The sequence below is a fragment of the Nocardia alba NBRC 108234 genome (genome assembly GCF_001612665.1).
In the GTDB taxonomy this organism is placed as follows: Bacteria; Actinomycetota; Actinomycetes; order Mycobacteriales; family Mycobacteriaceae; genus Nocardia; species Nocardia alba.
This window is the reverse complement of record NZ_BDAX01000017.1, coordinates 38111-63898: the sequence shown is the minus strand read 5'-3', so window position 1 is coordinate 63898 and position 25788 is coordinate 38111. Positions and strand designations below refer to the sequence as shown.

Below are 25788 nucleotides of genomic sequence, written 5' to 3'. Positions count from 1 at the left end.
AGGAGCCCCGCCATGACGCAGCCCGATCTGCCCACCGATCCCACCGCGCTGACGGCGGTGCAACTGGTCTCGGCCTACGCGGCCCGGCAGCTCTCCCCCGTCGAAGCCACGCAGGCCTGCCTGGACGCCATCGCCGCCCGCGACGGCGCGCTCAATGCCTTCTGCCTGGTCGATCCGGATCGGGCGCTCGTGCAGGCCAAGGACTCCGAGGCGCGCTGGCAGTCGGGCAATCCGCGCGGGTTGCTCGACGGGGTGCCGATTTCCATCAAGGACATCTTCCTGACCGAAGGCTGGCCCACCCTGCGCGGTTCCACGTGCGTCGACGCGAGCGGGCCGTGGCTGGTGGACAGTCCGGTGGCCGCTCGACTGCGCGAGGACGGGATGGTGTTCGTCGGCAAGACGACCACCCCGGAGATCGCCTGGAAGGGCGTCACCGACAGCCCGCTCACCGGCATCACCCGCAATCCCGCCGATCCCGCGACGACCGCGGGCGGGTCGTCCGGGGGCAGCGCGGCGGCGGTGGCCGGTGGGATGACGCCGGTGTCGGTGGGCACCGACGGTGGCGGCAGCATCCGGATCCCGGCGTCCTTCTGCGGGATCGTCGGCTTCAAGCCGACCCACGGGCGGGTGCCGCTGTACCCGGCCAGCCCGTTCGGCCCACTCGCACATGCCGGGCCGATGACGCGCACCGTCGAGGACGCGGCGCTGCTGATGGACATCCTCTCGCTGCCGGATCCGCGCGACCCGACCGCACTGGCGCCCACGCTCACCACCTTCCGCAGCCAGATCCAGCGTGGGGTGCGCGGGATCTCGGTCGGTTACTCGGCCACACTCGGGTACGCGCGCGTGGACCCCGAGGTCGCCGAGATCGTCGAGCGCGCGGTCGCCCGCCTGGCCGAGGCCGAGCTCACCATCGACGCGGTGGACCCCGGATTCGCCGATCCGCGTGCGGCTTTCGAGACGCTCTGGGCCGCGGGCGCGGCGACCATGCTGTCGAAGTTCCCGGCCGGGTCGCGCGAGCGGGTGGATGCCGGGTTGGGCGCGGCGTGGGCGCGCGGTGAATCCGTCAGCGCCATCGACTATCTCGAGGCCCGCCACGTCGCCGCCGAAGTCGGCATCACGATGGGCACCTTCCACCTGGCCTACGACGTCCTGATCACCCCGACCATGCCGATCACCGCCTTCGCGGCCGGACACGACGTACCGCCGGGCAGCGGGCTCGACGGCTGGCCCGACTGGACCCCGTTCACCTACCCGTTCAACATGACGCAGCAGCCCGCCATCAGCATCCCCGTCGGCACCACTCGCGCCGGGCTGCCGGTGGGGATGCAGATCGTGGGACCGCGACACTCCGACGACTTGATCCTCGCGGTCGCCAGGCACGCCGAGTTCGTGCTGAACTCCTGAAACAGCCAGGGCGCTGACCCATTTCGCCGCCGCCGCATCGGTGCGGCGGCGCCGAGATCACCGCTCTTCCGGTCGGTCCGAAGAGGGTGCGGCCGGATCAGGCGCGGGCGAAGGCCAATGTCTCGCCCTCGACACCGCGCAACCACAGCCCGTTGCAGGCCTCGGCCAAGTCCGCGAGGCCGTCGTCGATCGTGGCGAAGACACTGCCGGGAACCCAGCCGAGGTCGCCGTTGATCAGCAGGTTGTTGCGGCCGTAGAACAGGGCCAGGTCGGTGGCGCCCTGGGCGTGATGGGCGGCGGAACCGGGTTCGTAGCCATAGGCGGGGTTGCCGATTTCCCACGGTTCGAAGTCGAAGAGGCAGACATCGCCGGGAATCGGTGTGACAGTGGGGTTTTCGCGGTGTGGGGCCGCCGTGATGCGGGGCACCAGGGCGTAGACCTCGTTGCGGGCGTATTTGGCGTGGAAGGCGTCGCCCTCCTGCGGGAGCGCGTCCCAGACGGCGGCACATGTCAGCGGCGCCTCGTCGTCGAGGAGGCGGGCGCGGCAGGTGACGCCGGCCTTGGTGAGGGTGATGCTCATGTAGCGGGCCATCGGGTCTGCTTCCTGTGCGGTGCGCGATATCGGGCTCGTCCCGGAGGCGGTGCGCGTCCCCGCCCGGAACCCGAGCGGGGACAGCACCCGGACTACAGCTGCGCGAGGACTTCCGACCAGATCGCCAGCGCGTCCTCGACCTGGGTTTCGGTGACGATCAGCGGCGGAATCATGCGCACCACGTTCATGTGCGCGCCGCAGGTGAGCAGCAGCAGGCCCTTGTCGACGGCCGCCTGCTGGGCGGCGGTCGCCGTCGCGGTATCGGGTTCACCGGTCGGGGTAGTGAACTCGGCGCCGACGAGCAGACCCAGACCACGCACGTCTCCGATCGCCTTCGTGGCGAGACTCTCGACGCCACCGCGCAATTGCGCGCCACGAACGGCGGCGTTGTCGACGAGACCCTCGGCCTCGATCACCTGCAGCGTCGCGACAGCGGCGGCACAGGCCACCGCGTTGCCGCCGTAGGTCCCGCCCTGCGACCCCGGCCAGGCCTTGGCCATCAGCTCGCGTGACGCCGCGATGCCCGACAAGGGGAACCCGCTGGCCAACCCCTTGGCGATGGTGATCACATCGGGACGGACGTCGAAGTGCTGGTGGCCGAAGAACTTTCCGGTGCGGCCGAAGCCGGTCTGGATCTCGTCGAAGACCAGCAGGATGCCGTGCCGGTCGGCGCGCTCGCGCAGGCCCTGGAAGAACCGGGTGTTGCCGGGGATGTAGCCGCCCTCGCCGAGCACCGGTTCGACGAGGAACGCGGCGGTTTCCGCGGGCGAGGTGAGGGTGGCGAGCAGATAGTCGAGTTCACGCAGGGCGAAGTCGGTGGCCTCCTCCTCGCTCCAGCCGTATCGGAAGGCGGTCGGGAACGGGGCCACGTGCACACCCGACATCAGCGGGCTGAATCCCGCCGAGAACCGGGTCCCCGAGGTGGTCATGGTCGCGGCGGCGACCGTGCGGCCGTGAAAACCACCGTGGAAGACGACCACGTTCGGCCGCCCGGTGGCTTGGCGAACCAGACGCAGCGCGGCCTCGACCGCCTCGCTGCCGGAATTGGCGAAGAACAGCGCGTCCAGGCCCTCGGGCAGCACGGTGCCGAGTCGCTCGGTGAGTTCCAGCAGCGGCCGGTGCAGCACCGTCGTGTACTGCCCGTGGATCAGGCTGGCGACCTGGGCTTGCGCGGCCGCGACCACGGTGGGATGGCAGTGGCCGGTACTGGTGACGCCGATCCCGGCGGTGAAGTCCAGGTAGCGGCGACCGTCGGTGTCGTAGAGGTAGCAGCCCGCGCCGTGGTCGACGTGGACGGGCGTGGCCTGCTTCAGGACGGGAGACAGCTCGGTCATCAAGGACTCCCCAGATTGTCTATTGTCGGATTGTTGACAATATGCATAACATGGCCGCAGGGGTCACAGCAATGGTTGATCCCACCGCGTCGGGAGGCAGGGCACCGCATGAGCGAGGAACGAGGGCTGCTCACACACGAGCCCGCAGGCAGCGCACCGCTGCTCGACACCCGCAGCGCCGCCGAACGCGCCGCGATCGACAGCGTCCCGAAGGGCCTGTTCCTCGGCGGCCGATGGCGCGACACCCCCGCCACGCTGCCCGTCCTGGATCCCTCGACCGGCGCGCGACTGTGCGCGGTGGCCGATGCGACCCCCGCCGACGGACTCGACGCACTCACCGCCGCGGCCGACGCGCAGGCGGACTGGGCGAACACCCCGGCGCGCACCCGCGGCGACATCCTGATGCGCGCGCACCGCGCACTTCTCGCCGACACCGAACGCCTCGCCCTGATCATGACTCTCGAGATGGGCAAGCCGGTGCCGGAGGCGCGCGGCGAAGTCGCCTACGCCGCGGAGTTCTTCCGCTGGTTCGCCGAGGAAGCCGTCCGCCTCGACGGCGGGTACCTGCCCGCGCCGACGGGGGGCTCGCGGTTTCTGGTGACGAAACAGCCGGTGGGGCCGAGTCTGCTCATCACGCCGTGGAATTTCCCGATGGCCATGGGTGCCCGCAAGATCGCGCCCGCCTTGGCCGCCGGATGCACCTGCGTCGTGAAACCCGCCGAACAGACGCCTCTTTCGATGCTGGCACTCGCGGCGATCCTGGCCGACGCGGGCGTACCCGCCGGTGTGGTCAATGTGGTGACCACCGCCGACCCCGGCGCGGTGATGACACCGATCATCGCCGATCCGCGCTCGCGCAAACTCTCCTTCACCGGGTCGACCGCCATCGGGAAAATCCTGCTGGAACAGTGCGCCCGCACCGTTATGCGCACCTCCATGGAACTCGGCGGCAACGCGCCGCTGCTGGTGTTCGACGATGCCGATCTCGACGAAGCGGTCGAGGGCGCGCTGGCGGCCAAGATGCGCAATATCGGCCAGGCTTGTACGGCCGCGAACCGAATTCTGGTGCAGCGCGGCATCGCTGACGAGTTCGCGCAACGACTGGCCGCCCGGATGGCGGTGCTGCCGATGGGCCGCGGTACCGAGCCGGGCGTTGTCGTCGGGCCGCTCATCGACGCCGACGCCGTCGCCAAGGTCGAACATCTCGTGGCCGACGCACGCCGACGCGGCGCGACAGTGCGGCTGGGCGGCACGGCGATCGACGGACCGGGCACGTTCTACCCGGCGACCCTGCTCACCGACGTGCCCGACGACGCCGAGTTGTGCCACACCGAGATCTTCGGTCCGGTCGCCGCGATCGGCATCTTCGACACCGAGGACGAAGCGATCACCCGCGCCAACGACACCCCCTACGGGCTGGTCGCGTACGTGTTCACCGAGAACCTGCGGCGCGGGCTGCGCGTCTGTGAAGCGCTCGACACGGGCATGGTCGGCCTGAACCAGGGCGTGGTCTCCAATCCGGCCGCGCCGTTCGGCGGGGTGAAGGAATCGGGACTCGGACGTGAGGGCGGGTTCACCGGGATCGACGAATTCCTCGAGACCAAATACATCGGCGTCAAGGTTTAGGGAGACAGCGTGAGCGCATACCGGATCGCGACCATTCCGGGCGACGGAATCGGCGTCGATGTGACCGTCGAGGCGGTGAAGGTGCTCGACCGGGTCCTGCCGGGGATCAGCTGGACCGAGTTCGACTGGTCCTGCGAGAACTATCTGCGGACCGGGGCGATGATGCCGCCCAACGGGCCCGAGCAGCTCGCCGGGTTCGACGCCATCCTGTTGGGCGCCGTCGGGTTTCCCGGAGTGCCCGACCATATCTCGCTGTGGGGCTTGCTGATTCCGCTGCGGCGCGCTTTCGGTCAGTACGTCAACCTGCGGCCGGTACGGCTGCTGCCCGGCACCGAATCGGCACTGCGCGACCGTACCGCCGAGGATCTCGACCTGCTCATCGTGCGGGAGAACTCCGAGGGCGAGTACTCCGCGATCGGCGGCGTCCACAACCCGGGCAGGCCCGACGAATTCGTGCTCCAGGAATCGGTGTTCACCCGCACCGGCTGCGAACGGATCATCCGCTACGCCTTCGACCGTGCCGCCGAACGCTCGGGCAGGCTCTGTTCGGCGACGAAATCCAACGGGCTCATCCACTCGATGCCGTACTGGGACAGCGTCTTCGAGCGTGTCGCGGCCGAGTACCCCTCGGTGCGGACCCGGCAGATGCACGTCGACGCCCTCGCCGCCGAAATCGTGCTCCACCCCGACCGCCTCGATGTGATCGTGGGCTCGAACCTGTTCGGCGACATCCTCTCCGACCTCGCCGCGGCCGTCACCGGCGGCCTCGGACTCGCGCCATCGGGCAATATCAACCCCGCGGCGGACGCACCGTCGATGTTCGAGGCCGTGCACGGTAGCGCGCCCGATATCGCGGGCCTCGGCATCGCCGACCCCGTCGCCCAGATCCTCGCCGGGGCCATGCTGCTGTCGCACCTGGGCGAGCACGCCGCGGCCGCCGCCGTCGACCGGGCGGTCTGCGATGTCCTCGCCGCGGGCACGGTCCGCACCCCGGACCTGGGCGGCACCGCGACCACCGCCGAACTGGGTACCGCCATCGCCGACCGGGCCGCCGAACTCGCGAGCGCGCTCACCGAGGCGTGACCCGAACACCATCTGCCGCGAGGTCGCGGTCCGGCGGCCGAACTCGGGTCGCTCAGTCGCCCCCGTGTCCGCTCGCCCGGAACCTGTCCCGGCGGCGACACGAGACGGTGGCGGCGTCGGGGGCGACCGAGGTGATCGCCGTGTCGACAGTGCGGTCGGGCAGGTACGTGACGCCGAACTACGCACCGAGCGGCATCCGCTCGCGTGAGCACAACGTCATCGCGAGGCAACTGCCCAGAAAATCGCAGGCAATCGGTGATGCGCACGATGAGTCGCAGTATCGGTGACAGGTCCTCGGAAGGCGGAACGTGGTGACGAGCGCACGGGTGGGCGTAGTTCCGGCGGTGCAGTGTGGGCTGGGTCTGGTGCGCGCGCGGATAGCCGCGGACCTCGAGCCGCTCGCGGTGCGTGAGCTACCCGTGACCGAGGCCGTGGGGGCGACTCTCGCCCTCGCCCTCGCCGCGGGCACTCCCCTGCCGCGGGTGGACAGCGCCGCCATGGACGGTTACGCGGTCGCGGGCCCCGGACCGTGGTGGCGGCTGCACCCGCAGGTCAGCTACGCCGGACGCGGCTGCTCGGTGGTGCTGGCGCCCGGTGAGGCGGTGCGGATCGCGACCGGCGCCGCGACGCCGCCGGGCACCACGGCGACCCTGCGCGACGAACACATCGTGACCACCAGCGTGTCCGGGAAACCGGTGGTGATGCGCGCGCCCGGCGCACCGGTGCGCGACGACACCCGCCGCCAAGGTGAACACTGGAGCAGCGGAACGGAATTGGCTCGCGCCGGTGCCCGTGTCTCGGCCGCGCTGGCGTCGGCGGCGCTCAGTGCCGAAGCCGAAACCGTTACCGTGCGTGGACCGTTGCGGGCCGATGTGGTGATGACCGGCGACGAGATCCGGGCCGTCGGACCGCTGGGCCCCGGCGAAACCCGCGACTCCCTCGGACCCGTGATGCCGGAGTTCTTGCGCTGCTGCGATATCGAGAGCACCGGGCTGTGGCATCTCGCCGACAGCAAAGACCTGTTGCGCTCCTGGCTCACCCTGAAGTCCCATGCCGACCTGGTCGTCATGGTCGGCGCCACCGGTCGTGGCGCCGCCGACCACCTGCGCAACCTGCTCGCCGACCTCGGCGCCCGCATCGTCGTCGAACGGATAGCCATCCGCCCCGGCGGGTCCACTCTCGTGGCCCAGCTCCCCGACGGACGGGTCCTGCTCGGTCTGCCCGGCAACCCCTTCGCCGCGGTCGCCGCCCTCCTGGCCGTCGCCCCCGCCATCGTCGACGCCCTCACCCTGCGCACCCCCGGCCCCACCATGTGGGGCCGCCTCTCCGACGCCGGTGTCATGGAAGGCGAGGCCACCCGAATCGTCGGCGTCCAACAACACCCCGGCGGCGTCTGGCGCAGCACCGGCCCCGCCCACACCCCCCACCTGGCCGGCCTCATCGCCTGCCAAGCCCTGGCCATCCTCCCGCCCGGCACGGGCCGGGGATCCCTGGTCGAACTGCTGCCCTTACCTCGCTGAGCACCCCATCGGCCCCGCTGATGCCGTAGCGGGCGGGACCGCGCGGGATCAGCTGTGTTGCGGCGGCTGCCAGGGGCGACCGTACGGGTCGTCGGGACGCGGGGCCTGCTGCTCCGGCGCGACGACCGGCGGTGGGGTCGGCAACTCCGGATCAGCCTTGGCCACTGAGGTTTTCGGGCGTGGCGCGGGGGTGTCGAAACCTTCGACGGGGGTGCGCGCGGTGGCTTCGGCGGCGCGCACGGCCTCGGCGATCTTGGGGTCGGAGGCGGTTTCGAACCAGTCGGCCACGTCGCTGTCGTCTTCGATCGTCACCGGCGCTTCGTCGGCGGACGGTTCGTAGCGGAAAACGCCGTCCTCGCCCTTGGTGGCGAAGTTCTGGGCGAATCCCTCCAGCGCCTTGCCGAAATCGCTGGGGACCAGCCACACCTTGTTCGCGTCACCCCTGGCCACCATCGGCAGGGTCTGCATGTACTGGTAGGCGAGCAGTTCCGGGGTCGGCTTGCCGTTCTTGATGGCGGCGAACACCTTCTCGATCGCCTTCGCCTGACCTTGAGCTTGCAGATAGGAGGCGGCGCGTTCGCCCTGGGCACGCAGGATGCGGCTCTGGCGTTCGCCCTCGGCCGACAGGATCGAGGACTGCTTGCCGCCCTCGGCGGTCAGGATCGCCGCCTGCTTGGCGCCCTCGGCGGTCTTGATCTGCGCTTCGCGATTGCCTTCGGCGGTGAGGATCGTCGCGCGCTTCTCGCGATCGGCCTTCATCTGCTTCTCCATCGACTCCTGGATCGACGGCGGCGGATCGATGGACTTGAGCTCCACGCGGGCCACCCGGAGGCCCCAACGGCCGGTGGCCTCGTCGAGCACTCCGCGCAGCTGGTTGTTGATCTGATCGCGCGAGGTCAGCGTCTCTTCCAGGGTCATCCCGCCGACCACATTGCGCAGGGTGGTGACGGTGAGCTGCTCGACCGCGGCGATGTAGTTGCTGATCTCGTACACAGCGGCCTGCGGACTGGTGACCTGGAAATACACCACCGAGTCGATCTGCAGGGTGAGGTTGTCCTGGGTGATCACCGGCTGCGGCGGGAACGACACGACCCGCTCGCGCAGATCCACCTTCGCGCGGACGCGATCGGCGAACGGGACGAGGAACGTCAACTGACCGGACACGGTGCGCGAATAACGTCCGAGCCGTTCGATCACCGCCGCCTCGGCCTGCGGGACGAGGGCGATCGATTTGAACACCACCACCACGACCAACAGGACGAGGACGGCGGCCACGATCAAGGCAACCATTGCTAGGGACCCTTCCAGACGACGGCGGTCGCGCCGTCGATCTTCATCACATAGACAGTCACACCGGCTTCGTACACTTCGCTCGGGTCGAGCGGACGCGCGGTCCAGACCTCACCACCGAGTTTGACCTGACCCGAATACTCCGCGACCTGTTCGAGCACCAGCGCCGACTTACCCGGCAGCGCATCGGCATTCGTCGGAGTGGGCGGTGGGGTACCGAATTTGCGGCGCAGCAGCGGGCGCACCCCGACGAACAGCACCCCTGCCATCGCGGCGAACACCAGGGCGTCGCCCCACACCGGAAGGTCGGTGCCCGCGCTGATCCCCGCTGTGGCGAGTGCGGCCACACCGAGGGTGAGCAGCGTGAGATCCCCGGTGAGCATTTCGGCCGCCGCGAGCACGATCCCCGCGATCAGCCAGATTATTGCGGCCACCCTGCCAGCCTAGCCTCGATGACCGGTTCGGGGGCGGGCTCGCGTAATCGCCGCCTCCCGGTGCGCCGGTACCGCGCGCGCTGTTGCGCGCGCGGTAGTTTCGGGGCGTGAGTGCACGAGACAGCTACGGCGACATCTATTCCGGACACGATCGGACCAAGAAGAAGCCGATACCGACTGTGCAAGCCGAACGCGATCTGGTGGTCGAGGACGCGGCGAGCGGATTCTGCGGTGCCGTAGTCGGTTTCGATCGCAGCTACGACGGCGAGTTCGTGAAGCTGGAGGACGCGCGCGGGGCGGTGCGGTTGTTCGCGATGCGCGAGGCCGCGTTCCTGATCGACGGGAAACCGGTCACGCTGATCAAGCCCACCGCGACCGCGCCGAAACGGCCGACGCGGTCGGCATCGGGGTCGACCCGGGTCGAGGGCCTGCGGGCACGAGTCGCGCGGACCAGCCGGATCTGGGTGGAGGGCGTGCACGACGCGGCGCTCGTCGAACGGGTGTGGGGCCATGACCTGCGGGTGGAGGGCGTGGTGGTCGAGCACCTCGAGGGCCTCGACAATCTCGGCGCCCGGCTCACCGAGTTCGAACCCGGACCGGGCGCTCGGGTGGGGGTCCTCGTCGACCACCTGGTGACCGGCTCGAAGGAGACGCACCTGACCACCGGCCTCGGCCCGCACGTGCTGGTGACCGGCCATCCCTACATCGACGTCTGGCAGGCCGTGCGCCCCGCCGCGCTCGGCATCGACGCCTGGCCGACCGTGCCGCGCGGTGAAGACTGGAAAACCGGAATCTGCGCGCGCCTGGGCTGGGGAACACCGCAGCAGGGTTGGCGCCGTGTCTACGATGCGGTCGGCTCGTTCCGGGATCTGGAAGCCCCGCTCATCGGCGCCGTCGAGCGGCTCATCGACTTCGTCACCGAGCCGGAGTAATCGCACAGCAGGTCAGGCGGGTCCTCGCGCCGAAATCGATGATCCGCGTAGGCACGATCGACCATCTCGGTGCGCGCACGCGATCGCGGGCGAACCTTTATGCTCGATGATTATGTGCTCTCCCAGTGCCACGCTGACGCTGTGGGCCGGCTCCTGGCTGGCCGGTACCAGCGCGCCCGACGACGTGCTGGAGGCACTGCACGCCTGGGCCGCGCGCCACACCATCGCGGCGGGCGACCCGGTGACCGGCGGACGCACGGACCTGCCATGGACCTCGCGCGGCGCGTCGGGCACCGGAGCCATGCCACTGCTCAAGGTGATCCGCGAGGCGATGGCTCCCGCCGGGGCGCAGTTGCGCCTGGTCCTGCCCGCGCCGGGTGACGTCCGTGGGCTGCCGGTCGGCACAGCGTTCGCGGCCGACGCGATCGACGCCGAGGAGGGCCTGCTGCTCGGTGTTCCCGGCGAACCGGGCACCGGCCTGATCCCCCAGTGGGACGACGACGACACCCTGCAGTGGACGGTCTACGGCGTCGATCTGCCCCGGATCGCGGGTCACGACATGTCGCTCGGCGAGGCCGAGTACACGATGCGCGAATCGGTCCGCGACGCCGCCGATGCCCTCATGCAGCTGCACACCACCTCGATCGGCAACGGCGACGACGACCCGCGCGAGCAGATCGAGGCTCAGCTCGCGGCCTACGCGCGCCACGCATACCCGGACTCGATTCCCTTGCGCGCCAAGCGGATTCTCGACACCGCCGATCATGTGGCCGCGATCCTCACCGTCGCCCAGCACGAGCCGGCGTCCTCGCCCACCTCGGCCACCGCGCTCGGCGCGCACGAATCCCTGCTGCGTCCGCTGTGGAACACCCTGCGCGAGGCCCGCCTCGTCGCGGTCCATGCCGCCGCCCGCCGCGACGCCTAGCGACCGAAGGAGCAAGTGCCGGTTCAGAATCCGCCGAGCGCGACTTCGATGTCGGGAACCTCGAGCGAGGCCAGTGTCGCGTCGCGGACTCGCGGACAGGTCTGGATCGTCACGGTGTCGACGATATGGCGGTTGTAGGCGATCGCGGCGTTGGCGACGGTGTCGTTCACGGTCCACAGTCTGATCGCGCCGGTGAACGCCACCCGCGCGACCTGCGGGCCCAGCGCCTTCCACGTCCCCTTCTGCCCGTCGAGGATGCCGCACAGTTCCCGCACGGATGCCTGCGAGATCGTGGGCTCGGTGGGCTGCGGGGGCTGGGTTTGGTAACCGGAGTTCCCACCGCACCCGGTCAGCCCGAGCGCGGCGCCGGTCAGCATCAGGGCGAGCCCGGCAGCGCGGCGCGGCGTTGTCGAAATCATCGGAAATCCTCCGATCAGTCGAGCGCAACTGTGAAAAGGCTACTCCTCGAACCGGGGGCCGCCGGTGAATGGTTATCCGGTTGTGTTCAGCGCCGGACGGGGCGCGCGGGCAGTTCGCAGCAACCGGGAGCGCACAGGGCACCGTCGACGGTGCAGCCGTATCCGGGCACCGTGCCGAGTTCACGCACCGGACCGGCGCTCACGCGTTCGGCGATCAGTTCGACGATCATCCGGGCGAACCGCGGATCGGTGCCGGGTGTTCCCGCGCGGGCGAAGGCCATGCCGAGCTCGGCGGCACGGGTCGAGGCCTCGTTGTCGAGGTCCCAGATCACCTCGAGATGGTCGGAGACGAAACCGACCGGGCACACCACCACGGCGTCGATTCCCTTGCCGTGCAGCACATCCAGGTGATCGACGATGTCGGGTTCGAGCCACGGCACCTGCGGCGGGCCGGAGCGCGACTGCCACACCACATCGTATTCGGCGAATCCTGTTGCCGCGGCGCACAATCGAGCGGCTTCGGCGACCTGCCTGCTGTAGAGGCGGCCCCCGCCGGCCGGTGGGCCCGCCGACAGATCCGCCGAGACGGGAATGGAGTGCGCGGTGAAAACCAGGCGCGCACCGCTGCGACGATCAGCCGGAAGCTGGTGCACCGCAGCGGTGATCGCGTCGGCGAACGACTCGATCAGCAGCGGGTGGTCGAAGTAATGGCGCAGTTTCACCAGCTCGGGCGCACCGGCACCGACGGCCGCGCGGGCCCGGGTGATGTCCTCGTCGTACTGGCGGCACCCGGAATACCCACCCCATGCGGAGGTGGTGAAGACCAGCGCCGAGCGCACGCCGTCGGCGGTCATCCGTGCGACGGTGTCCTCGACCATGGGATGCCAGTTGCGATTGCCGAAGTAGACCGGCAGATCCAGCCCGGCATCGGCGAGGTCGGCCTCCAGCGCCGTGATGATCTGCCGATTCAACGCGTTGATCGGCGAGATCCCACCGAAATGCAGGTAGTGCTGCGCGACCTCGGCAAGGCGTTCCGGCGGCACCCCTCGGCCCCGAGTGACGTTTTCCAGGAAGGGGATCACGTCCTCGGGACCTTCGGGGCCACCGAAGGACAGCAGCAGCAGGGCGTCCGGCATCAGCTCAGGGACATGTTCTCCGGGAACCACATGTTGTGGCTGGCGCCGCCGTCGACGTAGATGATCGAGCCGGTGGTGGCGGGCAGCCAATCCGAGAGCAGCGCCACGATCGACTTGCCGACCGCGCGCGGATCGTTGCCGTCCCAGCCGATCGGCGACGCGCCGTCCCAGTACTGGTCGAGCTGCACGAGCTGCTTGGCATCGTCGGTCGCGGTGCCCGCGATGGCCTTGGCCGCGAGGGTCTTGATCGGGCCCGCGGCGATCAGGTTGGAGCGCACCTTCTTGGCGGCGCCGACCTCCCGCGCCACATAGCGGTTCACCGACTCCAGCGCGGCCTTGGACACGCCCATCCAGTTGTAGTACGGCATCGCCACGCGCGGATCGAAGTCCATGCCGACCAGCGAGCCACCCTCGTTCATGACGGGGAGCACGGCGCGCGCCAGCGAGGCGTAGCTCCACGCGGAGATCTCGAACGACTTGGCGACATCGGGGCCGGGGCCCTCGAGGAACGGCAGCGCGCCGGGTCCCATGATCGAACGCGGCGCGAACGCGATGGAGTGCAGCGCGCCGTCGATGCCCTCGGGCGCCAGCTCACGCAGCTTCTCGGTGAGCGCGGTCAGGTCCTCTTCGTTGGTCACGTCGAGGCCGATGGCGGGCGGCACCTCCTGCGGCAGCCGCTTGGCGATGCGGTCGATGAGCCGCAAGCGGTCGGGGATACCGGTGATGATCACCCTCGCGCCCTGCTCCTGCGCGATCGCGGCCGCGTGGAACGCGATCGACGAGTCGGTGATGATGCCGGTGACCAGGATGGTCTTGCCTTCGAGCAGTCCGCCCATGAGTTTTCGGTTCTCCTGAGATCAGTGTGGGGTGCTGCCACCTTGTCGGTGGCGTGGTGCGATCCGTTAGCGGGTCAGTGACCCATACCCATGCCGCCGTCGACCGGGATAACCGCACCGGTGACGTAGCGGGAGTCCTCGGAGGCGAGGAAGCTGACGACGGCCGCGATGTCTTCCGGCTGGCCGAGACGCTGGAGCGGAATGAACTTCTTCGCCATGTCCTTCAGATCATCGGGCAGATCCTTGGTCATATCGGTCTCGATGAAACCGGGCGCGACAACGTTGGCGGTGATCGAGCGCGACCCCAGCTCGCGACTGATCGAGCGGGCCATACCGATGACGCCTGCCTTGGAGGAGGCGTAGTTGATCTGCCCGGCCTGACCGCTCAGGCCGACCACGGAACCCAGGAAGATCAACCGACCCCAGCGACCCCGCAACATATTGCGGTTGGCGCGCTTGGCACAGCGGAACGCACCGGTCAGGTTGGCGTCGATGACCTTCTCGAACTGCTCCTCGGTCATGCGCATCAGCAGCGTGTCGTCGGTGATGCCCGCGTTGGCGACCAGCACCTCGACCGGACCCTGGTGTTCCTCGACCTCGGTGAACGCACGATCGACCGAATCACTGTCGGTGACATCGCATTTCACGCCGAACAGACCCTCGGGCACCCCCGATCCACGATGGGTGACGGCGACCTTGTGGCCGTCGGCGAGCAGACGCTGCGCGACCGCGAGACCGATACCGCGATTACCGCCGGTGACCAGCACCGACCGGGATGTGACGTTCGACATAGGGTCCAACCTATCTGTTCCGATTCGTGCGCCCCGCGTCAGGGTCGCGCCGTTGCGACAGCTCACAACGCGGGGCGGGGGAAGCTAGGGCAGGCGTTGACGATAGAGCAGACTGACCACGACTCCCGCCGCGATGGCCACCATGCCTAGCAACAGCCATGGCCTGCTCGCATCGCCGCGAGTGGTCTCGTAGCCGATCTGTTCCTCGAGGGTGTCGTAGACCGCGGTGAGCTCGGCCAGCGACGACGCGGTGTAGAAATCGCCGCCGGACAGCTCGGCGATCTCGCGCAGTGAGTCGTTGTCGACCGGCACCTTCACCCGCTGCGAACCCTTGCCGTCGGAGTCCGGGATCTCCACCGTGCCCCATTCGGTGCCGAAGGAGATCGTCGAGACCGGGATGCCCTTGTTCTTGGCCAGGCGCGCGGCGGTGAAACCGTGCCTCGGGTTGTCGACGTCCTTGTCGTCGGGCACGGTCTGCTTACCGTCCGACATCAGCACCACCCGTGCGGGCGGGGGCGTCTCGGCGCCACCGAGTACCGCGGCGAGAGTGTCGATGGATTGCAGGGCCGTGAGCACGCCCTCGCCGGTGGCGGTGCGCTCGGCCAGCTTGATGTTGTCGATCGAGTGCTTGACCGCCTCGCGGTTGGTCGTCGGCGACACCATCACCGAGGCCGTGCCCGCGAACGTGACGAAACCGAGGTTGATCCCGGGCGTCAGACCGTCGACGAAATCCTTGCCCGCCTTCTGCGCGACCTGCAGCCTGCTCGGCTCCACGTCGGTGGCTTCCATCGACAGCGAGACATCCATCACCAGAACGACAGTCGCGCGGTTGCGCGGCACCTTCTGCACGGCGGTCGGACCGGCCGCGGCGATCGTGAGCAGGACCAGGCCCGCCAGGATCAACGCGATCGGGACATGGCGCATCGGGCTCGGTCGCGCCGGGGCGACCCGCTCCAGGATGGCCATGTTGCCGAACTGCAGCATCCGCTTGTGCCTGGCGCGTTGCACCAGTACATAGCCGAGTACGAGCAGGGCGACGATCGCGAGGAAACCGAGCCAGACGACGGCGGTGAAATGCGAAATACTCACTGGCGAGGCACCCGCCCGCTCGGGGCGCCGAGGCTGTGGCGCCGGGTGGACACGAACCGGACGACGTCGGCGATCCAGTCCCGATCGGTCTGCAGCGTGAGCACCGGCGCGCCGCAGCTGCGCAGCGCTTGGGCCACCTGCTCACGCTGGGCCCTGGCCGCGGCCGCGAAATCGGCGCGCAGCGCGGGGGTGACGCTGAACTCGCGGGTGCGGCCCGATTCGGGATCGTGCAGCACCACGTCGCCGCCGTCGGGCAGCGCCACGTCCAGCGGATCGAGCACCTCCACGGCCAGCAGGTCGTGGCGAGCCGAGATCGCGCGCAGCGAACGCTGCCAGTCGACGTCACCGAGGAAGTCGCTGATCACCACGGCCAGCCCACGCTTGCGTTGCGGACGGCGCAGCGATTCGATTCCGGCCTTGAGATCGCCGCGCACGCCGTCGCGGGCGTGCGGGGTGGTGGCGATACCGCGCAGCAGGGTCTGGGCGTGCATGCGCCCACTGCGGGCGGGGATGCGCACGAGATCCTGACCGGTCGCGACGACAGCGCCGATCCGGTTGCCGCCGCCGGAGGTGAGGTGGGTGATCGCCGCGGCCGCCGCGATCGCGAGGTCGCGTTTGTGTACCCGGCCGGTGCCGAAATCCAGGCTCGACGACAGGTCGACGACGAGCCAGGTCTCGAGCTCGCGATCGGCGATCATCTGCCGCACGTGCGGATGGGTGGTGCGGGCGGTGACCGACCAATCCATCTGTCGCACATCGTCACCCGGCTGATACAGCCGCGCCTCCCCCGGCTCCGAACCCGGCCCGGGGATCAGACCCTGGTGATCGCCGTGCAGTACGCCGTCGAGGCGACGTCGCACGGTCAACTCGAGGGTCTTGAGCGCGGCGGCGAGTTTCGGGTCGGTCAGTTCACCGGCGCGAAACGACGGCGGAGCGTGAGACGACACCGGTACGCGGACAACGGGTTCCGGCGCACTCACTGGGGCGCGACGGAGCCGGCGGGCTGGGACTGCTGCCCGTTCACCGCCTGCGGCGCAGGCTGGGACTGGGGCGGCTGGGGCACCGGCGGCTGCTGGGCGACCTGCCCGTTGGCCTGCGGGGCGACCTGCGGAAGGCCGACGGTCTGCAGCACGCGCTTGATGACGTCCTCGGGCGAAACCTCGTCGGCCAGTGCGTCATACGACAGCACCAGACGGTGCCGCAGCACGTCGGGGATGACCTCGACGACGTCCTGCGGAACCACGTAGTCGCGGCCACGGATCAGCGCGACCGAGCGCGCGGCGGCGATGATGCCGAGGCTCGCGCGGGGGGACGCGCCGTAGGAGATCCAGCTCGCCACATCCGCCATGCCGAACTCGGCGGGCGTGCGGGTCGCGGTGATCACGCGGACCACGTAGTCGACGAGCGCGTGGTGCACGAAGACGTTGGCGGCCACCTTCTGCAGGCGGATGATGTCCTCGGGATCGAGGATCTGGTTCGGCTCCGGCGCGCTCACACCCATCCGGTAGATGATCTCGCGCTCCTCCTCGACCGAGGGGTAGTCCACGACGACCTTGAACAGGAAGCGGTCACGCTGTGCCTCGGGCAGCGGGTACACGCCCTCGCTCTCGATCGGGTTCTGGGTCGCCATGACCAGGAACGGATCGGGCATCGGGTAGGTCTTGCCGCCGATCGACAGCTTGCGCTCGGCCATCACCTCGAGCAGTGCCGACTGCACCTTGGCCGGTGCGCGGTTGATCTCGTCGGCGAGCACGAAGTTCGCGACGACCGGGCCGAGCTCGGTGTCGAATTCCTCGCGGCCCTGCCGGTAGATGCGGGTACCGATGAGGTCGGTGGGCACCAGGTCCGGGGTGAACTGCACCCGGGAGAACGAACCGCCGATGACCTTGGCGAAGGTTTCCACCGCAAGAGTCTTCGCGACGCCCGGCACACCCTCGAGGAGCACGTGGCCGCGTGCCAGCACCGCGACGAGCAAACGCTCGACGAGCCGGTCCTGACCGACGATAACCCGCTTGACCTCGTAGATCGCCTTCTCGAGAGTCTGGACGTCACGCTCCAGGGTGCTCGGCGTGGCCGTACCGGCGTCCTTCGCCAGCTTCGGCCCGCTCACACCTTCCGTCGAAGTCACCAACATCCCCGCTTTCGCTTTGGTCCTGTGCGTGCGGCACCAACTATTCCATTGAATCGCCCGGTGCGCCGCAACCGGCCAGTACTAGACGGGGATTCGTCATGCTCGTGACGGCGCTCACGCACGGCGCCCGATGTGGCACCGACCGCACAGATCGGACCCCTACCAGCGGCGATGTGTACTCAACCGGTGACGATACGGACCGCGTACGGCATGATGCCGTCCTCGCGGACCGGGGAAATCTTCACGACATCCCCGGATTCAGGGGCCTCGATCATCTTGCCGTTGCCCAGATACATCGCCACGTGGACGCTGCCGCCAGGACCCCAGAACAGCATGTCGCCGCGCTCGCGGTCGTCGACGTCGACCCGGGTTCCCGCGTTGTACTGATAGCCGCTGTAGTGCGGCAGGGACACCCCGATACCGGCGAAGGCGTAGAGCATCAGGCCGGAGCAGTCGAAGCCCACCTTGTTGAAGTCACCGTGCGCGTCGCCGGTGCCGCCGTCGCGGATACCGAGGGTGGGTCCGTCCTCGTCGCCGCCGCCCCAGGCGTAGGTGACGCCCAGTTGCGACATCGCGCGGTCGACCACCGTTTCGACCGCGGCCGAACCGGTGACCTGCGGCTGCGAGGGTCGCGGTTTCGGTCTGTGCGGGGAGGCCGGGGTCGACTCGAGGTCGGCGTGCGGGCGCTGGCCCTCGTTGAGCTGGGCGGCGCGGTCGCGAGCGGCCTTGTCGGCGGCGGCGCGCGAGGCGGCGGCGTTGGCGGCGGCCAGCAGGGCCATCACCTCGGCTTCACGTTGCTCGTCCCAGACCAGGAAGACCTCGCGCTGGCTCTGGAGTCCGGCGACGGTCGAGCGGGCGACATCGAGGGCGGACTGGGCGGCGCCTCGGTCGCGCTGCAGGGTGTCGCGGGCCACGGCCTGGGTGTCGAATTCGGTTCTCGCGATGTTCACCGCGGTCTGGGCGGCGTCGCGCCTGAGCTCAGCGCCCGCGGCGGCATCGTCCGCGTCGGCCTTGGCCTGGCGGGCGGCGGAATTCTGGTTGGCCTGAGCGAGCTGGGCGCGACGCAGACCGTCGAGCACCTGGCGCTGATTCTTCGACACCATGCCGAGCACCTGCGCGCGATCCATCGCGGCGTCGGGAGTGGCGGAAGCGAGGTAGGTGACGACCGAGCTGGTGGCGGGGCGCACGTAGGCCTGGGTGGCGACCTGATCGAAATCCTGTCGCGCCGCACCGACTTGTGCGCCGGCGTCGGCCAATTGGGTCTGGCTGTCGGCGACGGCCGCGGCGGCCGAATCGGCGGCGTCACGGGCGGTCTGCAGGTCGACGAGCGCCTGGTTGACGGCTTCGCGCTTGCCCGCGAGCTGATCGTCGAGCTCGCGCAATCGCTGATCGGCCGCGGCGACGCGATTGATCAGCACGCCGATCTCACCGACCCGCGCGTCGACCTGAGCGCCCGCCCCGGCGAGCTCGCCGTCGGAGGGATTGGGTGGCGGGGGTGGCACCGCCGCGACCGGTTCCGCGGTGAGCAGCACTGCCACCACCGCCAGCAAACCGATCGCTATTCGTAATAGACCTGGCTCGTCCCGCCTGTCCGCAACGCGCACGGTACCTCCGAGTATCTCGACTCGACATACGCCACCGGCGCATCAGCCGAAACACCGACAACGAGAGTCGACCAATGCCCCCTGTACCACTGCATTCACGATCGCGTTCATCGCAACCGTACGACACATGGTTCTCAAAGGAAACATCCGTCACAGTGGGGCGCGGTATCAATTCATCGATTGCTCAGAATTTGCGTGATAGCGGACGGCTTTCCACGCCAAAGAACAGACCACCGGTCCGGAAATGTGACTGTAGTGAAACCGGTTAGTTGGTGGAACCCGCATCGACGCGCGGTGACAGGGGGACAGCCGGTGCGTCCACCTCGGGACCGCGGCGCAGTTTCACCAGGTAGAGCCCGGCGATCACGAGGGCCACGAGGGTCAGCAGGACAACGGTGATGACACCCCAGGAAACACCCTCCGGCTGCTCGAGCCGATCGACGAAGGCCTGCACCGCCTCTTCGGGGTGGTTGCCCTTGTACTTGGCCGCGTCCTCGGCCCACTCGAGCCGCACGCGGCTGACGGTGTCGCTGTAGGTACCGATCCAGTCGTCGCTGAACACCGCGACGGTGCCGTGGGTGTTCTCGCCGACCTCGGTGGCCAGGTCACGTAGGCTCGAGTCGTGGCCTGGATTGCCGGGAACGACGACGACACTGAGCGGGATCCCCTCGGATCGCGCCTGCGCGACGATCGCCGCCAGTTTCTCCTGATCCTGACCCTTGGGGGCCGCGACGTGATTGTCGGCGAGGTCGGACGCGACGCTGCTCAGCACGGTATTCGGCGGCAGTTCGGCCGCCATCGGCGCAAAAGTGGTCATCTTCCATCCGGTCTGTCGAGCCACGATCGCCGGTGTCGCGACGGGCGTCCAACACTGCCAAGGTGAGCGTTACTGCGTCTTCCCCGACTGCGCTCGACAGGCACAGTACGCGACTCGGCGCCCGACTACGCCCGCGCGCCCATCACCGACTGCCCCCGCGTATTTCATAGGACAAGCGTACTGTTAGGATCGTACGGCGAGGAAACAGGCATCTCACGGTGCCGGATACCCCTCCGAAGACGCGAGTCGCCGGCACAGCCCCGCCGGCGGCACACCCTCACACATGAGTGGAGCTGACGTGACGAAGATTGATACCTTCGGCGCCAAGGGCACGCTCGAGGTCGGAAGCAACTCCTACGAGATCTTCCGTCTCTCGGCTGTTCCCGGCACCGAGAAGCTGCCCTACGCCCTGAAGGTGCTGGCAGAGAACCTGCTGCGCACCGAGGACGGCGCCAACATCACCGCCGATCACATCCGCGAGATCGCGAACTGGGACCCCTCGGCGCAGCCGAGCGTCGAGATCCAGTTCACCCCCGCGCGCGTGATCATGCAGGACTTCACCGGCGTGCCCTGCATCGTCGACCTGGCCACCATGCGTGAGGCCGTCACCGTCCTCGGTGGCGATCCGAGCAAGGTCAACCCGCTCTCCCCCGCCGACATGGTCATCGACCACTCGGTGATCCTCGACGTCTTCGGCCGCGCGGACGCACTGGAGCGCAACGTCGACCTCGAGTACGAGCGCAACGGCGAGCGTTACCAGTTCCTGCGCTGGGGCCAGGGCGCCTTCGACGACTTCAAGGTCGTCCCGCCCGGCGTCGGCATCGTCCACCAGGTCAACATCGAGTACCTGGCCCCCACCGTCATGGTCCGCAACGGCCAGGCCTACCCCGACACCTGTGTCGGCACCGACTCCCACACCACCATGGTCAACGGCCTCGGTGTGCTGGGCTGGGGCGTGGGCGGCATCGAGGCCGAGGCCGCGATGCTCGGCCAGCCGGTCTCCATGCTGATCCCGCGCGTGGTCGGCTTCAAGCTGACCGGTGAGATCGTGCCCGGCGTGACCGCCACCGACGTGGTGCTCACCGTCACCGACATGCTGCGCAAGCACGGCGTCGTCGGCAAGTTCGTCGAGTTCTACGGTGCCGGCGTGTCCGAGGTGCCGCTGGCCAACCGCGCCACCCTGGGCAACATGAGCCCGGAGTTCGGCTCCACCGCGGCGATCTTCCCGATCGACGAGGAGACCATCAACTACCTGCGCCTGACCGGCCGCACCGACGAGCAGCTCGCGCTCGTCGAGGCGTATGCCAAGGAGCAGGGCATGTGGCACGACGCCGCCAACGAGCCCGCGTACTCGGAGTACCTGGAGCTCGACCTCGGCACCGTGGTGCCGTCCATCGCGGGCCCGAAGCGCCCGCAGGACCGCATCCTGCTCAGCGAGTCGAAGTCGGCGTTCCGCTCCGACATCGGCGACTACGTCACCGGCGACTTCACCGCCCTGGACGAGGGCGTCGAGGAGACCTTCCCGGCCTCGGATCCGGTCTCGGTGTCGGCGGGCGCGGCCAACGACAGCTACACCCCCGCCCATTCGGCCGCCAACGGCGCCGCGGGCCGCCCGTCCAAGCCGGTGCAGGTGCGCTCGGCCGAGCGCGGCGACTTCGTCCTCGATCACGGCGCCGTCGTGGTCGCGGGCATCACCTCCTGCACCAACACCTCCAACCCGTCGGTCATGCTGGGCGCCGCCCTGCTGGCCCGCAACGCGGTCGAGAAGGGTCTGTCGACCAAGCCGTGGGTGAAGACCAACATGGCGCCGGGCTCGCAGGTCGTCTCCGACTACTACGAGAAGGCCGGTCTGTGGCCCTACCTCGAGAAGCTCGGCTTCTTCGTCGGTGGCTACGGCTGCACCACCTGCATCGGCAACACCGGCCCGCTGCCCGAGGAGATCTCGGCCGCGATCAACGACAACGACCTCTCGGTCACCGCCGTGCTCTCCGGTAACCGCAACTTCGAGGGTCGTATCTCCCCCGACGTGAAGATGAACTACCTGGCCTCCCCGCCGCTGGTCATCGCCTACGCGCTCGCGGGCACGATGGACTTCGACTTCGAGACCGACGCGCTGGGCACCGACACCGAGGGCAACGAGGTGTTCCTGAAGGACATCTGGCCGTCGCCGCAGGAAATCGACGACACCATCAAGTCCTCGATCAGCCAGGACATGTTCCGCAACTCCTACGCCACCGTCTTCGACGGTGACCAGCGTTGGCAGGGCCTGGCCACCCCGGAGGGCGACACCTTCGAGTGGGACGAGAAGTCGACCTACGTGCGCAAGGCGCCGTACTTCGACGGCATGTCGATGGACCCCTCCCCCGTCACCGACATCTCCGGCGCGCGCGTGCTGGCGCTGCTGGGCGACTCGGTGACCACCGACCACATCTCCCCGGCGGGCCCGATCAAGCCCGGCACCCCGGCCGCGCAGTACCTCGACGCCAACGGTGTGGCCCGCAAGGACTACAACTCGCTGGGCTCGCGTCGCGGTAACCACGAGGTCATGATCCGTGGCACCTTCGCCAACATCCGGCTGCGCAACCAGCTGCTCGACGATGTCTCGGGTGGTTACACCCGCGACTTCACCCTCGACGGCGGCCCGCAGGCGTTCATCTACGACGCCTCGCAGAACTACCAGGCCGCGGGCATCCCGCTGGTCGTGCTCGGCGGCAAGGAATACGGTTCGGGCTCCTCGCGTGACTGGGCCGCCAAGGGCACCAGCCTGCTGGGCGTGAAGGCCGTCATCACCGAGTCGTTCGAGCGCATCCACCGCTCCAACCTGATCGGCATGGGCGTTGTGCCGCTGCAGTTCCCGGCCGGGCAGTCCGCCGCGTCGCTGGGCCTGACCGGCACCGAGACCTTCGACATCGCGGGGATCACCGCCCTCAACGAGGGTGTCACCCCCAAGACCGTCAAGGTCACCGCCACCGCCGAAGACGGCAAGGTCACCGAGTTCGACGCGGTCGTGCGCATCGACACCCCCGGTGAGGCCGACTACTACCGCAACGGCGGCATCCTGCAGTACGTGCTGCGCAACATGATCCGCGGCTGACTGCTCGATCCGGTGACGTGACATCGTGAGGTGTTGCGTCACAAGGGCATTCGTTGCCCGTGAATAATGCGACAACCCCCGTCTCGGTTCGCCGGGGCGGGGGTCCGTGTATCCGCTAGCTGGAGGAATCATGCCCAAGGTCAGCGACGACCACCTCGCCGCGCGCCGCAGCCAGATCCTCGACGGTGCACGGCGCTGTTTCGCCGAATACGGCTACGACGGCGCCACCGTGCGCCGCTTGGAGGAGGCCATCGGCCTGTCTCGCGGCGCGATCTTCCACCATTTCCGTGACAAGGACGCCCTCTTCTTCGCCCTGGCCAAGGACGACGCCGAGCGCATGGCCGAAGTCGCCGCCAACCAGGGCATCGTCCAGGTGATGCGCGATATGCTCGCCCGCCCGGAGGAATTCAACTGGCTCGGCACCCGCCTGGAGATCGCCCGCCGAGTCCGCACCGACCCCGAATTCCGCGCGGGCTGGACCCAGCGCTCGGCCGAACTGACCGCCGCGACGCTGGCCCGCCTGGAACGACGCAAGGCCGCGGGCGCCCTGCGCGACGACGTCCCCACCGACGTCCTGCTCGGCTATCTCGATCTGGTTCTCGACGGCCTCATCGCCCGCATCGCCTCGGGGCACACCAACGAGAACCTGTCCGCCGTACTCGATCTCGTCGAGGCCTCGGTCCGCCGCAAGGAGGCATGAGGCTCGGCGTTCTCCGACCCTGACGTGCGCAGCGAAACATGTTCCGCTGTAATCGATCTCACGGCACCATCGCGACCGTGCGGAGAATTTCGAGGTTAGGCTCGAGTTGGCCATGGAGTAGTTCAGCAGGTAGAACGCCGACTCCGCGGGACGGAGGTCGCGGGTTCGATTCCCGCCTCCATGGCCACCGAACTTTCACCGATTGCGCGCGGTGGGATCATTCTCGGGCGTTCTTTCCCGAGCAGGGATCGGCCGGTCACCGCGCCCAGCCGTCGAGCAGGGTGCGCGAGATCCGTTCCAGGGCAACACGATCCGTGGGCGAGAGCACCGACAGCATCGCCGTCTCGTTCTCGGTGTGCGCTACGACCACCGTGTCGACCAGCGCCCGCCCCTGATCGGTGAGCGCCACCCGCACGGCGCGACGGTCCTCGCGGTCGGCGATACGGCGGACCAGGCCCGCCGCTTCGAGTCGGTCGATGCGGCCGGTCATCCCCGCGCGCGACAGCATCAGGGTGTCGGCCAGCACCGAGGGGTTGAGCTCATAGGGTGCACCCGAGCGGCGTAGTGCCGCCAGCACATCGAACTCACCGCGCTGCAAACCGTGCGCGGTGAACACGGTTTCGATCCGCGCCGTGGCGATGCCCATCAGCCTGCCGAGTCTGCCGAAGACCGCCATCGCCTCCAGTTCCAGATCGGGACGCTCGCGCCGCCACTGCGCGGTGATCGCATCGACCGCATCCGGTTCGTGATCATCCATGGACATGATTCTATTCGGCGAGATATAGTTCGGCAACGAACTATCAACCGACGAATGGAATAGTTGTGACGAACACTCGCGGTATCGCCCTGTGCCGGCCCGAGGATGCCGAGACCCTCGGCACCGACAAGGTTCGGATGCGCCTGCTCACCGACGCGAACGCCAGCGACGGTGCGGTGAGCACGCTCGAGGTCACCATGGCGCAGGGCGCCGACGGCGCCGCTCCGCATTTCCATACCCGCTCCGACGAGCTGTTCTACGTCGCCGACGGCGAACTGCAGGTGATGGCGGGCGACCGCATCCTCACCGTCGGCGCGGGAGGCTCACTCGTCGTCCCACGCCGGATGCCGCACGCCTTCGGCGCCACCCCCGACAGCGGCGCGCGCATCCTCATCGCACTGATGCCCGGCGTCGAGCGTTTCGAGTACTTCCGGCTGCTCGACCGGCTCCTGCGCGGCGAGGCGAGCCACGACGAATTCGTCGCCGCCCAAGAGGAGTTCGACAACCACTTCGTCGACGCGCCCGCGTGGTGGGCCGAGCGCGCCGCCCAGCGCGCCTGATCCGTTCATGCGCCCTGCCGCCGCACTGTGGCCGAGATTGCAGTCCGATCGGGAACAACGGCGCCGAAGCAGCCGGTTGTACGCCGTATGACGTTCTCCGTTCCGGTCCTCGTCCGCGGCTACGAGCTCGACACCCAGGGCCATCTCAACCACGCCGTCTACCACCAGTACGGCGAGCACGCGCGGTGGGAACTGATGCGCGCGGCGGGTATCGCGCAGGACAAGTTCATCGCCACCGGCGTCGGCGCCGTGGTACTCGAGTCGACCATCAAGTACAAGCGCGAACTCCGCGGCGGCGACGAGGTCACGGTGACCTGCGTGATGGACTGGACCGAAGGCGAGAAGGTTTTCCGCTTCCACCACCAGATCGTGAAGCTCGACGGCACCCTCGCCGCGGAGATCACCGTCGTGGCGGGCGCGATGGACCTCACCGCCCGTCGGCTCGTCGCCGATCCGGCCGGACACTTCCGCGGTCTCGCCGAGAATCCCGAGCTGCTCGGCCTCTGACGACCACGCGCGGCGCGGCGGGCGCGGACCCTGACGACGCCTGCCACGCCGATGTCGTCGATGTTTGCTGACCAATTGCCCGTGTGGGCACAGCTGCAACATCAGCGTTGTCCGAAATTCTTTCCCCGCAAGGGGATCACGCGCCGCTCGGCGGATTGCCCGGCGCTCCGAAAATCTCGCGAACCCGCTCGGCGGACCACCCGT

The 25788-nt window shown here is 68.8% G+C and carries 24 protein-coding genes and 1 tRNA gene; 11 read left to right on the top strand and 14 right to left on the bottom strand.

Annotated features, from left to right (window positions below; all coding sequences use genetic code 11):
- The first annotated feature begins 12 nt into the window (after positions 1-12).
- Positions 13-1407 (top strand): amidase, encoded by a 1395-nt coding sequence (locus NA12_RS18900; protein ID WP_067452698.1) that lies wholly within the window; start codon positions 13-15, stop codon positions 1405-1407.
- A gap of 97 nt (positions 1408-1504) precedes the next feature.
- Here the strand turns inward: NA12_RS18900 and NA12_RS18895 are convergent, their stop codons facing one another.
- Both NA12_RS18895 and NA12_RS18890 read right to left on the bottom strand, forming a co-directional pair.
- The gene (locus tag NA12_RS18895) at positions 1505-1999 is read right to left on the bottom strand and encodes a DUF3830 family protein (RefSeq protein ID WP_067452696.1); all 495 of its coding nucleotides are present in this window, start codon (positions 1997-1999) and stop codon (positions 1505-1507) included.
- 92 nt (positions 2000-2091) lie between these two features.
- Positions 2092-3333: an aspartate aminotransferase family protein gene (locus tag NA12_RS18890; RefSeq protein WP_067452693.1), complete on the bottom strand. Its 1242-nt coding sequence runs from the start codon at positions 3331-3333 to the stop codon at positions 2092-2094.
- A gap of 108 nt (positions 3334-3441) precedes the next feature.
- On the opposite strand from NA12_RS18890, the gene NA12_RS18885 reads away from it, so the two are divergent.
- From NA12_RS18885 to NA12_RS18870, 3 genes are all read left to right on the top strand, one after another.
- Positions 3442-4959, top strand: coding sequence for an NAD-dependent succinate-semialdehyde dehydrogenase (locus NA12_RS18885; RefSeq protein ID WP_084472897.1), 1518 nt, complete (start codon positions 3442-3444; stop codon positions 4957-4959).
- A gap of 9 nt (positions 4960-4968) precedes the next feature.
- Positions 4969-6042, top strand: a complete 1074-nt coding sequence (locus NA12_RS18880) for a tartrate dehydrogenase (protein WP_067452690.1) — start codon at positions 4969-4971, stop codon at positions 6040-6042.
- Positions 6043-6353: 311 nt separating this feature from the next.
- The gene (locus tag NA12_RS18870) at positions 6354-7562 is read left to right on the top strand and encodes a molybdopterin-binding protein (protein ID WP_243654980.1); all 1209 of its coding nucleotides are present in this window, start codon (positions 6354-6356) and stop codon (positions 7560-7562) included.
- A 48-nt stretch (positions 7563-7610) separates the two neighbouring features.
- On the opposite strand, the gene NA12_RS18865 is transcribed toward NA12_RS18870, so the two are convergent.
- Both NA12_RS18865 and NA12_RS18860 read right to left on the bottom strand, forming a co-directional pair.
- On the bottom strand, positions 7611-8852 hold the full coding sequence (locus NA12_RS18865; RefSeq protein WP_067452684.1) for an SPFH domain-containing protein: 1242 nt from the start codon (positions 8850-8852) through the stop codon (positions 7611-7613).
- Between the two features lie 2 nt (positions 8853-8854).
- Complete coding sequence (locus tag NA12_RS18860; RefSeq protein ID WP_067452681.1) at positions 8855-9286, bottom strand: NfeD family protein; 432 nt, start codon at positions 9284-9286, stop codon at positions 8855-8857.
- 107 nt (positions 9287-9393) lie between these two features.
- On the opposite strand from NA12_RS18860, the gene NA12_RS18855 reads away from it, so the two are divergent.
- Positions 9394-10218 (top strand): DUF3097 domain-containing protein, encoded by an 825-nt coding sequence (locus NA12_RS18855; RefSeq protein WP_067452678.1) that lies wholly within the window; start codon positions 9394-9396, stop codon positions 10216-10218.
- A gap of 112 nt (positions 10219-10330) precedes the next feature.
- Positions 10331-11143 carry an Rv1486c family protein gene (locus NA12_RS18850; protein WP_067452675.1) on the top strand — a complete coding sequence of 271 codons (813 nt, stop codon included), beginning with the start codon at positions 10331-10333 and terminating at the stop codon, positions 11141-11143.
- 23 nt (positions 11144-11166) lie between these two features.
- Here NA12_RS18850 and NA12_RS18845 read toward each other — a convergent pair whose 3' ends face one another.
- From NA12_RS18845 to NA12_RS18805, 9 genes are all read right to left on the bottom strand, one after another.
- On the bottom strand, positions 11167-11562 hold the full coding sequence (locus tag NA12_RS18845) for a hypothetical protein (protein ID WP_132370009.1): 396 nt from the start codon (positions 11560-11562) through the stop codon (positions 11167-11169).
- An 86-nt stretch (positions 11563-11648) separates the two neighbouring features.
- Positions 11649-12698, bottom strand: coding sequence for a ferrochelatase (locus NA12_RS18840; protein ID WP_067452670.1), 1050 nt, complete (start codon positions 12696-12698; stop codon positions 11649-11651).
- Positions 12698-13534, bottom strand: coding sequence for an NADH-dependent enoyl-ACP reductase InhA (inhA, locus tag NA12_RS18835; RefSeq protein WP_067452667.1), 837 nt, complete (start codon positions 13532-13534; stop codon positions 12698-12700). Before inhA ends, NA12_RS18840 begins: the two co-directional genes overlap by 1 nt.
- A 74-nt stretch (positions 13535-13608) precedes the next feature.
- Entirely contained in the window at positions 13609-14325 is a 717-nt protein-coding gene (fabG1, locus tag NA12_RS18830; RefSeq protein WP_067452662.1) for a 3-oxoacyl-ACP reductase FabG1, read from the bottom strand.
- A gap of 84 nt (positions 14326-14409) precedes the next feature.
- Positions 14410-15414, bottom strand: coding sequence for a VWA domain-containing protein (locus tag NA12_RS18825; RefSeq protein WP_067452659.1), 1005 nt, complete (start codon positions 15412-15414; stop codon positions 14410-14412).
- The gene (locus NA12_RS18820) at positions 15411-16361 is read right to left on the bottom strand and encodes a DUF58 domain-containing protein (protein WP_067452656.1); all 951 of its coding nucleotides are present in this window, start codon (positions 16359-16361) and stop codon (positions 15411-15413) included. The genes NA12_RS18825 and NA12_RS18820 overlap by 4 nt, the downstream gene beginning before the upstream one ends.
- A 29-nt stretch (positions 16362-16390) precedes the next feature.
- Positions 16391-17548 (bottom strand): AAA family ATPase, encoded by a 1158-nt coding sequence (locus NA12_RS18815; RefSeq protein WP_067452653.1) that lies wholly within the window; start codon positions 17546-17548, stop codon positions 16391-16393.
- 176 nt (positions 17549-17724) lie between these two features.
- The gene (locus NA12_RS18810) at positions 17725-19092 is read right to left on the bottom strand and encodes an NlpC/P60 family protein (protein WP_371856007.1); all 1368 of its coding nucleotides are present in this window, start codon (positions 19090-19092) and stop codon (positions 17725-17727) included.
- A gap of 322 nt (positions 19093-19414) precedes the next feature.
- Entirely contained in the window at positions 19415-19966 is a 552-nt protein-coding gene (locus NA12_RS18805; protein WP_084472895.1) for an Rv1476 family membrane protein, read from the bottom strand.
- Positions 19967-20264: 298 nt separating this feature from the next.
- Here NA12_RS18805 and acnA point away from each other — a divergent pair, with 298 nt between their 5' ends.
- The 3 genes from acnA to NA12_RS18790 all read left to right on the top strand — a co-directional run bounded on the left by acnA (position 20265) and on the right by NA12_RS18790 (position 23947).
- Positions 20265-23060 carry an aconitate hydratase AcnA gene (acnA, locus tag NA12_RS18800; RefSeq protein ID WP_243654979.1) on the top strand — a complete coding sequence of 932 codons (2796 nt, stop codon included), beginning with the start codon at positions 20265-20267 and terminating at the stop codon, positions 23058-23060.
- 130 nt (positions 23061-23190) lie between these two features.
- Positions 23191-23760: a TetR/AcrR family transcriptional regulator gene (locus NA12_RS18795; protein WP_067452641.1), complete on the top strand. Its 570-nt coding sequence runs from the start codon at positions 23191-23193 to the stop codon at positions 23758-23760.
- A gap of 111 nt (positions 23761-23871) precedes the next feature.
- Positions 23872-23947: transfer RNA gene (locus NA12_RS18790), tRNA-OTHER, on the top strand.
- Between the two features lie 69 nt (positions 23948-24016).
- On the opposite strand, the gene NA12_RS18785 is transcribed toward NA12_RS18790, so the two are convergent.
- A complete protein-coding gene (locus tag NA12_RS18785) occupies positions 24017-24517 on the bottom strand; it encodes a MarR family winged helix-turn-helix transcriptional regulator (RefSeq protein ID WP_174551106.1) in 501 nt (166 codons plus the stop codon).
- Positions 24518-24654: 137 nt separating this feature from the next.
- Here NA12_RS18785 and NA12_RS18780 point away from each other — a divergent pair, with 137 nt between their 5' ends.
- On the top strand, positions 24655-25077 hold the full coding sequence (locus tag NA12_RS18780; RefSeq protein WP_207905644.1) for a cupin domain-containing protein: 423 nt from the start codon (positions 24655-24657) through the stop codon (positions 25075-25077).
- Between the two features lie 87 nt (positions 25078-25164).
- A complete protein-coding gene (locus NA12_RS18775) occupies positions 25165-25584 on the top strand; it encodes an acyl-CoA thioesterase (RefSeq protein WP_067452632.1) in 420 nt (139 codons plus the stop codon).
- The last annotated feature ends 204 nt before the right edge of the window (positions 25585-25788 follow it).